A 13,051-nucleotide genomic window follows, 5' to 3' on the forward strand; every position below is an offset into this window, starting at 1 on the left:
AGTATACGGCGTCGCGCGCGGCGGGGATGCAATTGTTTCAGGCAGTCGACCTCAGTTCATATTGTTGGCGTTTGGGGTCGAGCCGGTCGCGGTGGCCGGCATGCCGTTGTGGCCGTTCGCTGCAGCGGTCGCGCCCATGGTCTGCGTGGTTGTGTCGCTGTTCGATGCGGCGGTGCCGTTGCCGTCGTTGTCGGCATTGCTGGAATTGTCGGACGGCGGCTGATGGGTGGCGATGAACTGAGCCAGCTGCACATCGCTCGGGGCGTTGAAGTTGGCGGCGCCGTAGTCGCCGGGTTTGGGCTCGGGCAATGACTGCGAGGGCGCAGCGGCGTTGCCGTTGGCGTTCGACGCCGACGGCTCGGTGCTGCCCGCGGTGCCCTGGTCGCCCGTATTCAATACGGTGCTCTGGATGGGTTGCGGCGACTGGGCGTTACCGTCCGGCGACGCCTGGTCGCCGGGGCCGGTGGTGGTCTGGGCGAACGCCGGGGCGGCCACGGCGAGCGCGGCCAGCGCCGCGACGATGGGCAGCCGCGCTGGCGGGTGGGCACGTGTCGGGCGAATCGGCATGACGGGCTCCTGGGTCGAACGGGTGGGGCGCGCGGGCAACTCAGGCCCGGGCTGGCCCTGACTGTTCAGACCGGTTTGGCGCGCTGAAGTTTCAATGGTCTTTGCGATGCCATCGCTATGTAGTAGCGTATATATCGTTCATGGCCTGTCGTGCGCGCGTTCGCACCGGGTTCGGCTCTACCCAATCGGAAAACGATCGATGCATATTCATGAAGGGATAGTGCGGCGGGGGCTTTTGGCCCTGGCCGTCGTGGCGCTGGCGGCCGCGGGTCTCGCCCAGTCTGCCTGGGCCGAGGGCGCGAAAACACAGGATAAGCCGCTGATCGTGTTCGCGGCGGCCAGCCTGAAGAACGCGATGGACGGCGTGGCCCAGGCCTATGACAAGAGCCACGACGGCGCCGATGTGAAGGTGAGCTACGCGGGCAGTTCCACGCTGGCCCGTCAGATCGAGGCCGGGGCGCCGGCCGACGTGTATGTTTCGGCCAACCAGCAGTGGATGAACAAGCTGGCCGCCGACGGGCTGATCGACAAATCCAGCCGCTACAATCTGCTGGGCAACTCGCTGGTGCTGGTGGCGCCGAAGAGCAGCGATGTACAGGTCACGCTGAAAAAACACGTCGATCTGTTGGCCAAGCTCGGCAAGAGCAATTATCTGGCGATGGCCAATACCGACGCCGTGCCGGCCGGCATCTATGGCAAGCATGCGCTGCAATGGCTGGGTGTGTGGTCGCGGATGCAGGGCCATATCGCCCAGGGCGACGACGTGCGTGCCGCGCTGGCGCTGGTGTCGCGCGGGGAGTCGCCGCTGGGTGTGGTGTATGCGTCCGACGCGGTCGCCGACAAGGGCGTGCGTGTGGTGGATACCTTTCCGCCGGCGAGCCACAAGCCGATCATCTATCCGGCCGCCGCCACCGCCGACAGCCACAATTCGCAGGATGCCGATTTCCTGGCCTTTCTGAAATCGGATACGGCGGCGACGATATTCAAGCGCTGGGGTTTCAAGGTGGTTGCCGGCTAGTAAGCGGTGGTTACGACGCCGGGTTTGGCGGGCCAGCCGGTATGACCCGATCCGAGGATATGCGTGCTCGACGCCAATCAACTCCAGGTTCTTGAACTCAGCCTGAGGGTGGCCGGCACGGCGGTCGCCTTCAGCTTGCCGCTGGCGCTGGTCGTGGCCTGGTTTCTGGCACGCTCGCGTTCGCGGTTGAAGATGGCGGTGGACGCCCTGGTGCATCTGCCGCTGGTGCTGCCGCCGGTGGTGACCGGTTATCTGTTGCTGATCGTGCTGGGGCGGCGTGGCCTGATCGGCGGCTGGTTGGCCGAGCATCTGGGGCTGGTTTTTGCCTTCCACTGGACGGGTGCGGCGCTGGCCGGCGGTATTATGGGCTTTCCCTTGATGGTGCGCCCGATCCGGCTGTCGCTGGAGGCGATCGACCCGCGCGTGGAGGCCGCCGCGGCCACGCTCGGCGCCCGGCCGATTCTGGTCTGGCTGACCGTGACCGTGCCGCTGGCCCTGCCGGGCGTGATTGCCGGTCTGGTGCTGGCGTTCGCGCGTGCGCTTGGCGAGTTCGGCGCCACCATTACTTTTGCCTCGAATATTCCGGGCGAGACGCGCACGCTACCGCTGGCCATCTATACCTTCATCCAGGTGCCGGGCGGCGAAGGGCAGGCCGCACAGCTGATCGTGATTTCGGTGGTGGTGTCGCTCGGTGCGCTGGTGGCCTCCGAGCTGATCGCGCGGCGTGTTAAACGGTTGCAGGCATGACGTTGTCGCTCGACGTGCGCCTGCGCCAGGGCGATTTCGAGCTGGCGTGCGAACTGGAATCCAACGCGCGGGTAGTGGGGTTGTTCGGCCCATCGGGCGCGGGCAAGAGCTCGTTGCTGCGGGTGATCTCGGGGCTGGCCCGGCCCGACGCCGGGCGCATCGAGATCGCCGGGCGCTGTGTGTTCGACAGTGCCCGCGGTCTGCACGTGCCGGCGCATCGGCGGCGCATCGGCGTGGTTTTCCAGCAGTCGCGGCTGTTCCCACATTTCAACGTGCGGCACAACCTGGATTATGGCGGCTGGTTCAGCCGGCAGCGGCCGAGCCGGGCCCGCTTCGATCAGGTGGTGGGCATGCTCGACATCGGCCATCTGCTGGCCCGGCGCACGCGCGATCTGTCCGGCGGCGAGAGCCAGCGTGTGGCGATCGGCCGGGCGCTGTTGTCCGATCCCGATCTGTTGCTGCTGGATGAGCCGCTGGCCTCGCTGGACGCGCCGCGCAAACGCGAAGTGCTGCCTTATATCGAACGGCTCAGCGCCGAAAGTGCCCTGCCGATCGTGTTCGTCAGCCACCAGCTCGACGAGCTGCTGCGCCTGGCCAATCGGCATGTCGCCGCGATCCGCGATGGTCGGATCGTGTTTTCCGGCGCCACCGCGGAGTTCCTGGCAAGGCCGGACCTGCTCGGCGAAGACGCCGGCCCCGCGGCGGGTGTTTTGCTCAACGCGCGGCTTGTTTCGCACGAAACCGAATATGGGTTGAGTGTGCTGGCCTGCCCGCACCAGAAACTGTATGTGCCACAGTTGACCGAGCATCGCGTGGGCGAATCGGTGACCGTGCACGTGCGCGCGCGCGACGTAATCCTGGCCTGCAAGCCGCCCGAGCAGACCAGCGCGCTCAACCAGCTGGCCGGTGTGGTCATCGGCGTGCATCCGGACGACAACGATTACGCCGTGGACGTGGTGCTCGATATCGATGGCCAGCGTCTCGACGCGCGCATCACGCGCCGCTCGGCGGCCGTGCTCGACCCGCAGCCGGGCCAGACGCTGCACGCCGTGATCAAGTCGCTGGCGCTGGCCGAACAAGCCTGGCAACGGCTGGGTGGGCTGTAGCGGTTCGCGCGCCTGTCCGTGGCGGCGACGCCATTTTGCCGGCCAAACCCAATAATTGACCGGCGTGCGGCGAGGGTCGGGTTGAGTGTTGTCGGATTAGCGCAACCCGCGTCATCCGACACGGGCTCATCGGGGCGGCCGAAGTCGATCGTGGCGGCGGACCATGCGACTCAGCTCTTGCCCGCGAACCGCCGATGAATTTCCACGATATGGATCAGGCTGGGCAGTACGGCGGCCAGCGTTTCCTCGGCGCCGGCGCGGCTGCCGGGGAATGTGAGGGTCAGGCTCGATCCGATGAAGCCGGCAACCCCGCGTGAGAGCGCGGCGTAGGGCGTGCGCTTCAGGCCGAAGGCGCGAGCGGCTTCCATCAGGCCCGGCATGGGCGTGGTCAGTTTCGGCTCGACCGTTTCGACGACCTTGTCCTTCGGCCCGATGCCGGTACCGCCCACGGTCACGATCAGCGGGGTCTCCCAGGAGACGGCTTCGTTGATCGTGGCATCCACGGCGCCGGGGTCGTCGCGCAGCACGCGATAGTCGATCGGGTCGAAACCGGCCTGGGTGAGGCCGTCGGCCACGCTGCGCCCGGCCGCATCGCTCTTGTGGCCATCGGCGACCGGGGTGGAGACCATGAGTACGGTGGCGGGCAGGGCGGTCTTGAGCCGGCGCGAATAATGGCTCTTGCCACCCTGTTTTTCCAGGAGATGGGTATCACCGATGCGCAGCTGCGCCGGTTCGGCATAGGGCTTGAGCATGTCGTAGAGCGTCAGCGCGGCCATGCTCGCCGCGGTCAGCGCTTCCATTTCGACACCGGTGGGGCCGATGGTATGCACTTCGGCCTCGATCGCCACGTGATCGGCCTCGATGGCGAAATGCACCTCGGCGGCATGAATCGGCAGGGGATGGCACAGCGGCAGCAGTTCGTCGGTGCGCTTGGCCGCGAGAATGCCGGCGATGCGGGCCGAGGCCTGGGGGTCGCCTTTTTCGGTGTCGCGCGAGGCGATGCGCTGCAGGCAATGCTGGGGCGCATAAAAGCGCGCTGCGGCCACGGCCGAGCGCAGGGTGTCGGGTTTCATGCCTACGTTTTTCACAGGCTGCGATCCTCGGGGTCGATAACGAGCCAGGGCTGGGGCCGGCGGGCCGGCTCAGCGCGGCCGCTCGGGGTGGGGCACTTCGGTGCCTTCCAGATAGGCATGCGTGCCGTCGCTATAGTATTCGTTCTTCCATACGGCGACGCGGGCCTTGAGCTGTTCCAGGGCAAATCGCGCGGCATCGAAGGCCGGCGCGCGATGCACCGCGCGCACTACGACGTAGACGCTCATCTCGCCGAGGCCGAGACGGCCGGTGCGATGCTGCAGCCGGCAGGCATGAATATCGAAGGCGTCCATGGTTTCGCGTTCGATGTCGGCCATGGTGCGCGCGGCGAGCGGCCCGTAGGCGGAGTAGTCCATCGATTCGACCGTGCGGCCCGCGTTGGTCAGCCGCACGGTACCGCCGAACACCACCAGCGCGCCGCAGCGTGCGTCTTCGGTTTCGGCCATGAGTGCGTCGAGATCGAGCGGGGCCGCGGTCAGATGCGATGATGGCTCGCTGGCGGGCGCGCCGCCGGAGACCGGCGGAATCAACGCGATGCGGTCGCCCGCCCCGACTTCCGTCTCGGGCGGCAGCAGCGCATCGTCGCGCGCACAGGCCGTGCGCGACAGCAGTCCGGCCGCTTCCGGCCACCGGGTCCGGGCACAGGCCAGGAGATGATCGATGGTATGCGGCGCGTCCAGCCCGAGCTCGACCATGTCGCCGCCCATGTGCTCGCTCAGCGCGCCGTGGCATTCCAGAAAAACGTCGATGGTTTCGGCCATAGCGGTCTGTCCTTATCCTTGCCGGTGTGCGGGCCGACCGTCGCATCGGCCAAAATGAGGGTCTGCGACGCGGGGCGCAACCGGTGGTGCGATGCTTTCAAGGCGCACGTTCGGTCATCCAGAACACGAGCGCGGTGGTTTCCAGCAACCCGGCGACCGCCATGGTGCCCGGCCAGCCGCCGAACTGGTAACTCACGCCCGCCAGCGCGGAGCCGACGGCACCCGCGACGAAGAAGCAGCTCATGTAGGCGGTGGTGATGCGGCTTCGGGCCTCCGGCCGCAGCGCGTAGATCGTGCTCTGGTTGAGAATCTGCACGCCCTGCACGCCCAGGTCCATGAAGAACAGCCCGAGCATGATCGCGACGAGGTGGGTGCTGAACAGCCCCATGCCCGCGAACGACACGATGGCCGCCAGCATGAAACCGGCGACGGCGCGCTGGCCGAGCCCGCTGTCGTGCAGCCGGCCGGCGGCATTGGCGCCCAGCGCGCCCGCGGCCCCGAGCAGGCTGAACAGCCCGATCAGGGTTTCGCTGTAGTGATAGGGCGCGTTGGCGAGCAGGAAGGGCAGCGCGGTCCAGACGATGGTGAAACCGGCGAAGCCGCAGCCGCCATAGACGATACGCCGGCGCAGGACCGGTTCCTCGGCCAGAAGCCGGGCCACCGACAGCAGGGTGGCGCCATAGGACGGACGCGATGCCGGGGCCGCCTCGGCCGGCAGCGCGCGATAGAGCACCCCGGCCAGCCCGAACATGAGCACGGCCGCGATCCCGAACACGGCGCGCCAGCCCGCGGCGTCGGCCACGATGCCGGAGAACGCCCGCGCCAGCAGAATGCCGATCAACAAACCGCTCATCACGCGGCCGACCACGGCGCCGCGCTTGGCCTCGGCCGCCAGATGCGCGGCCATCGGCACCATGATCTGGGCGCAGGTCGCGGTCAGCCCGATGAAAAAGCTCGACGCCACGAACCAGCCTATACCGGGGCTGATCATGGCCGCGACGGACGCGGCACCGGTGCCGGCGGCGACCCAGGCGATCAATCGGCGCCGGTCGAGCTGGTCGCCCAGCGGCACGATGAAAACCAGGCCCGCGGCGTAGCCGATCTGGGTGACCGTGACGATTAGCGACGCGGTGCTGCTGGTGATGCCGAAACTGCGAGTGAGCAGGGCCAGCAATGGTTGGGCGTAATAGATGTTGGCGACGGCCAGCCCGCAGGCCACGGCCATGAGTTGCACGAGCGGCGCCGACGGCGTCAGCGCGATTTGCCGGGAGTGGGTCACGAATAGCGTTACGGTTGTGGACGCGGGCCGTGCCGGGCGCGATCGGGCCGGCCGGCGCGTCGGAGTGAAATCAGCGCGTCAGCGTTTCCACGCCGTGCTTGCCGGCGACGATCAGCACGTCGGCCGGGCGGCGCGCGAACAGGCCGACCGTGACCACGCCGGGGATGGCGTTGATCTTGTCTTCCATCGCGATGGCGTTGGACAGGTCCAGGTTATAGACATCCAGGATCGGGTTGCCGTTGTCGCTGCGCACGTTCGGGCGCAGTTCCGGCGAGCCACCGAGCTTGACGAGCTGGCGTGCCACCGCGCTGCGGCCCATTTCGATCACCTCGACCGGGAGCGGGAAGTTGCCGAGCGGATCGACCCGCTTGGATTCGTCGACCATGCACACAAAGCGCCGCGATACGCTGGCGATGATCTTCTCGCGGGTGAGCGCACCGCCGCCGCCCTTGATCATCTCGAAATGCTTGTTGATTTCGTCCGCGCCGTCGAAATAGACCGGCAGATTACCGGTGTCGTTGAGCTCCTCGATCTCGAAACCCGCCTTCTTGAGTTTCGCGCTGGTGGCCTCGGAGCTCGATACACAGGCCCGGATCGAGGGTTTGCGCTCGGCCATCACGTCGATGAAGTGATTGACCGTGGTGCCGGTGCCGATGCCGATGTAATCGTCCTCGACGAGAAACTCATAGGCCGCTTCGGCCGCGGCGCGCTTGGCTTGGTCGCTGGAATTCATATCGATGGCCGGGTTCGGTAACGAGGTGCAGTGTAGCCCGCAACGGCGTCGGTATAAATCGTTCGAACGGCTCGGCGTTCAGCGGTCGCGCGGGCCGAAGATGGCGGTGCCGATGCGTACATGCGTCGCGCCTTCGGCGATGGCGGCCTCCATGTCGGCGCTCATGCCCATCGACAGCACATCCAGCGTATGGCCGCGCGTGTTCAGATCGTCGTGTAATGCACGCAGCGCGGCGAACGGTCGGCGCTGGGCCGCGAAATCGTCGGTGGCCGCCGGCAACGCCATCAACCCGCGCAGCCGAATGCCGGGCAGCTCGGCCATCCGGTCCGCCAGCTCGGCAACCGCATCGGGCGCGAGGCCGGACTTGCTGGCTTCGGCGTCGATATTCACCTGAATGCAGACGTTGAGCGGCGCGGCGCCCTGGGGGCGCTGTTCGGACAGGCGGCGTGCGATCTTGAAGCGATCCACCGCGTGCGCCCAGGCGAAGTGGGCGGCGATGTCGCGGGTCTTGTTGGATTGGATGTCGCCGACAAAATGCCAGGCGATGTCACGGTCGGCCAGGGTTTCGATCTTGGGCAGCGCATCCTGAAGGTAATTCTCGCCGAAGTCGCGTTGCCCGGCCTCGACGGCGGCTGCGACCATCGCCGCCGGCTTGGTCTTGCTGATCGCCACCAGATGAATGGTGGCGGGGTCGCGATCGAAGCGTGCCGCGGCCTGGTCGATGCGATGCCGGACATCGGCCAGTCGGGCGGCAACGTCGACGCCCGCCGCGGGGCTCGAATCAGCGGTTCGGGACATTCGATTCTCCAGTGCAGCAGGGGCCGGCCGATATGGGTAGGATAACGTGTTCGTATCGTGCGGGCGGGGGAAAGAACGTACGCGCGTTTCGGGGAGACATTGCATGGATATTTCGCAGCTGCTGGCGTTCTCGGTCAAACAGGGCGCCTCCGATCTGCACCTGTCGGCGGGGCTGCCGCCGATGATTCGCGTGGATGGCGATATCCGCCGCATCAACCTGCCGTCGATGGAAGACAAGGAAGTCTTCGATCTCATCTACGACATCATGACCGATCGCCAGCGGCGCGATTTCGACGAACATCTGGAAACGGACTTCTCGTTCGAGATCAGCGGCCTGGCGCGCTTTCGCGTTAACGCCTACAACCAGAATCGCGGCGCGGCCGCGGTGTTTCGCACCATTCCCGCGGACGTGCTGTCGCTGGAGGACCTGGAAGCGCCGCCGATCTTTCGCGAGATCGCGTCGTTGCCGCGCGGGCTGGTGCTGGTGACCGGGCCGACCGGCTCCGGCAAGTCGACCACGCTGGCGGCGATGGTCAATCACAAGAACGAAACCGAGCTCGGGCATATCCTCACCATCGAGGATCCGATCGAATTCGTGCACAGCTCGCGCAAGTGCCTGGTCAATCAGCGCGAAATCTCGCGCGATACGCACTCGTTCAGCGCGGCGCTGAGATCCGCGCTGCGCGAGGATCCGGATACCATCCTGGTCGGCGAGCTGCGCGATCTGGAAACCATCCGGCTGGCCTTGACCGCGGCCGAAACCGGGCATCTGGTGCTGGGTACGCTGCATACTTCGTCCGCGGCCAAGACCATCGATCGCATCATCGATGTGTTCCCCGGCGAGGAGAAGGAAATGGTGCGCGCGATGCTGTCGGAGTCGTTGCGCGCGGTGATTTCGCAGACCCTGCTCAAGAAAAAGCCGCGCGGACGGCTGGCCGCGCACGAGATCATGATGGGCACGCCGGCGATCCGTAACCTGATCCGCGAGGGCAAGACCGCACAGATGTATTCGGCGATCCAGACCGGCCAGCAGGCCGGCATGCAGACACTCGATCAATGCCTGCAGCGACTGGTTCAGCGCGGTATGGTCGATCGCGAGGAGGCCGCCCGCAAGGCGGCCAACAAGGATTCGATCTGACGCCCGTGTTGTCTTGATTTCGCAGTAACCGCTTATGGATCGCGCCCAGGCCACCAAACTCGTGACCGTACTGCTGGAACGGCTGATTGCCGATGGCGGCTCGGATCTGTTCATCACCGCCGGCTTCGCGCCCGCAATCAAGAAGGACGGCCAGCTCACGCCGCTCATGGAGCGCCCGCTCACCGAGGAACAATCGGCGCTGATGGTGCGATCGCTCATGAACGATCGGCAGGCGCGCGAGTTCGATGAGTTCAAGGAGGCGCAGTTCGCGATCTCGCCGTCGTCGGGGCGTTTTCGTGTTTCGGCGTTCGTGCAGCAGGGCCGGGTGGGTGCGGTGCTCCGCGTGATCAATACCGAAATCCCCGAGTTCGACGATCTGGGTCTGCCGCCGATCCTCAAGGATGTGGTCATGGCCGAGCGCGGCCTGGTGATCTTCGTCGGCGCGACCGGCTCGGGCAAATCGACCTCGCTCGCGGCCATGCTTGGCCATCGCAACGCCAACCAGGCCGGCCACATCATCACTATCGAGGACCCGATCGAGTTCGTGCATCGGCATCGCAAGTCGATCGTGACCCAGCGCGAGGTCGGCGTGGACACCCAGTCCTGGGAGAACGCGCTCAAGAACACGCTGCGCCAGGCGCCGAACGTGATCCTGGTGGGCGAGGTGCGCACGCGCGAGACCATGGAATACGCGCTCAACTTCGCCGAGACCGGGCATCTGGTGCTGTGCACGCTGCATGCGAACAACGCCAACCAGGCGCTCGACCGGGTGATCAATTTCTTCGATGAGGGCAAGCGCGAACAGGTGCTCATGGATCTGTCGCTCAACATGCGCGCAATCATTTCGCAGCGTCTGGTGCGCAAGGTCGGCGGCGGTCGTGCCGCGGCGGTCGAGGTGTTGCTCAACACGCCGCTGGTGACTGACCTGGTGTTCAAGGGCAAGGTCGCCGAACTGCGCGATGTCATGGCGCGCGGCACGGAGCTGGGTATGCAGACCTTCGATCAGGACTTGTTCCAGCTGTTCGAAGAGGGGTTGATCGACTTCGCCGAGGCGCTGCGCAATGCCGATTCGCAGAACGAACTGCGCCTGAACATCAAGCTCAACAGCACCCGGGCGCGCCAGAACCTGTCGATGGACCCGGAGGTGCGCTCGCTGACCATGGCCGATCACGAAGACGACGCACGGCGCGGCGACGAGGGCGATCCGCGTGGACGATAACCCCCGTATCGAGGCGTTCCTGCAGCTCGCGATGGACAAGCAGGCGTCGGATATCTATTTCACCACGCATGCCCCGGTCACCCTCCGCATCGACGGCCAGATCTACCCGATCCGGGCAGCGGCCGAACACACGCTCACGCCGGCCTATATCGAGAAACTCGCGTATTCGCTCATGAGCGAGGCGCAGCAGGCCGAGTTCGAAACCGAACGCGAGCTGGATTTCGCGTTTCGCTTCGGCACCACGGGCCGCTTTCGCGTCAACGTGTTCCGTCAGCGCGGCTCGGTGGCGATGGTGTTGCGCAACATCGGTAACGTGCCGACGATGGCCGATTTCGACATGCCGGACGTGCTCAAGCGGCTGGCGCTGTTGAAGCGCGGGCTGGTGCTGGTGGTCGGCGCGACCGGATCGGGCAAGTCGACCACACTCGGGGCGATGGTCAATCATCGCAACGAGAATGCGGCCGGGCATATCCTCACGATCGAGGACCCGGTCGAGTTCATGCACCGCCACAAGCGCTCGATCGTGAACCAGCGCGAACTCGGCACGGATACCCGCAGTTTCGCCCGCGCCCTGCGCTCGGCCATGCGCGAGGCGCCCGATGTGGTCCAGGTCGGCGAGATCCGCGACATGGCGACCGCCGACGCCTGTGTCCAGCTGGCCGGCACCGGGCACTTGGCGATGGCCACCATGCACGCCGCCAACGCCTATCAATGCCTGCAGCGTCTGGTATCGCTGTTTCCCGAATCCCAGCGCGAGTCGCTGTACATGGACTTGTCGATGAACCTGCGGGCGATCGTTTCCCAGCGGCTGGTCGCGGGCAAGGACGGCGGGCGTGTGGCCGTCTACGAAATTCTGCTGAACACGGCCTACATCGCCGACCTGATTCTCAAGGGGCGGCTGGAAAAAGTCGCCGAGGCGCTGGCCGACGCCGACCCGGCAAGCGGCGCAGTGACCTTCGACGACTCGTTGCTGGCTCGGGTCAAGGCGGGACATATCGCGGTGGACGAGGCCCTCGACCAGGCCGACTCGCGCGATAATCTTCAGAGCCGGTTGGCTTTCGCAAGCCACTGATTTGCCAGCCCGGCCCGATATCTGCGAGCGATGCGACATGCATGAGACCAACAATCCGATGCCCGCCCGGACCCATGTGGGCTGGCGCGAGTGGGTGAGCCTGCCCGATCTGGGCATTGACTGGATCAAGGCCAAGATCGACACTGGCGCGAGAACGTCGGCGTTGCACACGTTCTCGCTCGAAACCGGGCAGGAACACGGCCAGCGCGTCGCGCGATTCGGCGTTCATCCATATCAGGGCAATACCGAACACGTCGTCTGGTGCCAGGCGCCGATCGTCGATGAGCGCAATGTGCGCGATTCCGGCGGTCATCGCGAATGGCGGCATGTCATCGCCACCGATCTGATGATGTCGGGCCGGCGCTGGCCGGTCGAGATCACGCTGACCGCACGCGATACGATGTTGTTCCGGATGCTGGTCGGGCGCACCGCGATGTCGGCGCTGTGCGTCGATCCGACCGTTTCGTTTCTGACCGGCCGACCGCCCTGGGCGTAGCGTCGGGCCTTGCCGGCGGTGGTTGCGTCGCGCGGGGTTGTTCGCCCAATGCAGCCCCGGGTGTACCGGGGCCGCGCACGAGTCTTTGAGGCCGAGAGGTTGAGCCATGCAGATCGCCATCATGTCCCGCAACAGGAACCTGTATTCCACCTCCCGGCTCAGCGAGGCGGCCAAGGGGCGTGGCCACGACGTGATGGTGGTCGATCCCCTGCGTTGCTACATGAACATCGTGCCGCACGCACCGGAGATCCATTACAAGGGCAAGAAGCTCGAAGGCATCGACGCGATCATTCCGCGTATCGGGGCCTCGATCACCTTTTATGCCACGGCGGTGCTGCGCCAGTTCGAGATGATCGGCGTCTATCCGCTCAACGAGTCGGTGGCGATCTCGCGCTCCCGCGACAAGCTGCGCTCGATGCAACTGCTCTCGCGCAAGGGCATCGGCCTACCGGTGACCGGTTTTGCGCATTCGCCGGACGATACCGACGACCTGCTCGACCTGGTCGGCGGCAATTCCTACGTGATCAAGCTCACCGAGGGCACCCAGGGCAAGGGGGTGGTGCTGACCGAGACGCGCGGCGCGGCGGAATCGGTGATCGATGCCTTTCGCGGGCTGGACGCCCACTTCCTGGTGCAGGAATACGTCAAGGAAGCCCGGGGCGCGGATATCCGCTGCTTTGTGATCGGCGAGAAAGTCGTGGCCTCCATGAAACGCCAGGGCAAGGACGGCGATTTCCGCTCCAACCTGCATCGCGGCGGCTCGGCCAGCGTGGTCAAGATCACGCCGGAGGAACGCTCGACCGCGGTCAGAGCCGCCAAGATCATGGGCCTGAACGTGGCCGGTGTGGATCTGTTGCGCTCGAACCACGGTCCGGTCGTGATGGAGGTCAACTCTTCGCCGGGCCTGGAAGGTATCGAGGGCGCCACCGGCAAGGACATCGCCGGCCAGATCATCGCTTTCATCGAAAATCACTCCAAGCGTGGCAAGACCCGCACCCGCGGCGTGGGCTAGCCAACCCCGCGCA

General features: G+C 66.0%; 14 protein-coding genes. 8 read left to right on the forward strand and 6 right to left on the reverse strand.

Annotation, left to right across the window (positions count from 1 at the left end; all coding sequences use genetic code 11):
- Nucleotides 1–51 precede the first annotated feature (51 nt).
- Nucleotides 52–567 carry a hypothetical protein gene (locus ACS8YF_RS03090; protein ID WP_440848753.1) on the reverse strand — a complete coding sequence of 172 codons (516 nt, stop codon included), beginning with the start codon at nucleotides 565–567 and terminating at the stop codon, nucleotides 52–54.
- Between the two features lie 199 nt (nucleotides 568–766).
- Here ACS8YF_RS03090 and modA point away from each other — a divergent pair, with 199 nt between their 5' ends.
- Genes modA through modC form a run of 3 tightly spaced genes read left to right on the forward strand, consistent with a single transcriptional unit; the run spans nucleotide 767 to nucleotide 3,438 of the window.
- A complete protein-coding gene (modA, locus tag ACS8YF_RS03095) occupies nucleotides 767–1,585 on the forward strand; it encodes a molybdate ABC transporter substrate-binding protein (protein WP_440848754.1) in 819 nt (272 codons plus the stop codon).
- A 57-nt stretch (nucleotides 1,586–1,642) separates the two neighbouring features.
- Complete coding sequence (gene modB / locus ACS8YF_RS03100; protein ID WP_440848825.1) at nucleotides 1,643–2,332, forward strand: molybdate ABC transporter permease subunit; 690 nt, start codon at nucleotides 1,643–1,645, stop codon at nucleotides 2,330–2,332.
- The gene (modC, locus tag ACS8YF_RS03105; protein ID WP_440848755.1) at nucleotides 2,329–3,438 is read left to right on the forward strand and encodes a molybdenum ABC transporter ATP-binding protein; all 1,110 of its coding nucleotides are present in this window, start codon (nucleotides 2,329–2,331) and stop codon (nucleotides 3,436–3,438) included. The genes modB and modC overlap by 4 nt, the downstream gene beginning before the upstream one ends.
- Nucleotides 3,439–3,608: 170 nt before the next feature.
- Here modC and moaCB read toward each other — a convergent pair whose 3' ends face one another.
- The 5 genes from moaCB to ACS8YF_RS03130 all read right to left on the reverse strand — a co-directional run bounded on the left by moaCB (nucleotide 3,609) and on the right by ACS8YF_RS03130 (nucleotide 8,101).
- Nucleotides 3,609–4,526: a bifunctional molybdenum cofactor biosynthesis protein MoaC/MoaB gene (gene moaCB / locus ACS8YF_RS03110; protein WP_440848756.1), complete on the reverse strand. Its 918-nt coding sequence runs from the start codon at nucleotides 4,524–4,526 to the stop codon at nucleotides 3,609–3,611.
- Nucleotides 4,527–4,580: 54 nt separating this feature from the next.
- Nucleotides 4,581–5,291: a molybdenum cofactor biosynthesis protein gene (locus ACS8YF_RS03115; protein WP_440848757.1), complete on the reverse strand. Its 711-nt coding sequence runs from the start codon at nucleotides 5,289–5,291 to the stop codon at nucleotides 4,581–4,583.
- 97 nt (nucleotides 5,292–5,388) lie between these two features.
- Nucleotides 5,389–6,570 carry an MFS transporter gene (locus tag ACS8YF_RS03120; RefSeq protein WP_440848758.1) on the reverse strand — a complete coding sequence of 394 codons (1,182 nt, stop codon included), beginning with the start codon at nucleotides 6,568–6,570 and terminating at the stop codon, nucleotides 5,389–5,391.
- A gap of 70 nt (nucleotides 6,571–6,640) precedes the next feature.
- The gene (gene rpiA, locus ACS8YF_RS03125; protein WP_440848759.1) at nucleotides 6,641–7,303 is read right to left on the reverse strand and encodes a ribose-5-phosphate isomerase RpiA; all 663 of its coding nucleotides are present in this window, start codon (nucleotides 7,301–7,303) and stop codon (nucleotides 6,641–6,643) included.
- Nucleotides 7,304–7,381: 78 nt separating this feature from the next.
- Nucleotides 7,382–8,101 (reverse strand): YggS family pyridoxal phosphate-dependent enzyme, encoded by a 720-nt coding sequence (locus tag ACS8YF_RS03130; protein WP_440848760.1) that lies wholly within the window; start codon nucleotides 8,099–8,101, stop codon nucleotides 7,382–7,384.
- A gap of 103 nt (nucleotides 8,102–8,204) precedes the next feature.
- Between ACS8YF_RS03130 and ACS8YF_RS03135 the strand changes: the two genes are divergently transcribed.
- From ACS8YF_RS03135 to rimK, 5 genes are all read left to right on the forward strand, one after another.
- Nucleotides 8,205–9,239: a type IV pilus twitching motility protein PilT gene (locus ACS8YF_RS03135; RefSeq protein ID WP_440848761.1), complete on the forward strand. Its 1,035-nt coding sequence runs from the start codon at nucleotides 8,205–8,207 to the stop codon at nucleotides 9,237–9,239.
- Between the two features lie 34 nt (nucleotides 9,240–9,273).
- A complete protein-coding gene (locus tag ACS8YF_RS03140) occupies nucleotides 9,274–10,458 on the forward strand; it encodes a PilT/PilU family type 4a pilus ATPase (protein WP_440848762.1) in 1,185 nt (394 codons plus the stop codon).
- Complete coding sequence (locus tag ACS8YF_RS03145) at nucleotides 10,448–11,530, forward strand: PilT/PilU family type 4a pilus ATPase (protein WP_440848763.1); 1,083 nt, start codon at nucleotides 10,448–10,450, stop codon at nucleotides 11,528–11,530. Before ACS8YF_RS03140 ends, ACS8YF_RS03145 begins: the two co-directional genes overlap by 11 nt.
- Nucleotides 11,531–11,567: 37 nt before the next feature.
- Nucleotides 11,568–12,026, forward strand: coding sequence for an ATP-dependent zinc protease family protein (locus tag ACS8YF_RS03150; protein WP_440848764.1), 459 nt, complete (start codon nucleotides 11,568–11,570; stop codon nucleotides 12,024–12,026).
- 106 nt (nucleotides 12,027–12,132) lie between these two features.
- Nucleotides 12,133–13,038, forward strand: a complete 906-nt coding sequence (gene rimK / locus ACS8YF_RS03155; protein WP_440848765.1) for a 30S ribosomal protein S6--L-glutamate ligase — start codon at nucleotides 12,133–12,135, stop codon at nucleotides 13,036–13,038.
- Nucleotides 13,039–13,051 lie beyond the last annotated feature (13 nt).

This window comes from Salinisphaera sp. SWV1, from assembly GCF_052044155.1.
Taxonomy (GTDB): domain Bacteria; phylum Pseudomonadota; class Gammaproteobacteria; order Nevskiales; family Salinisphaeraceae; genus Salinisphaera.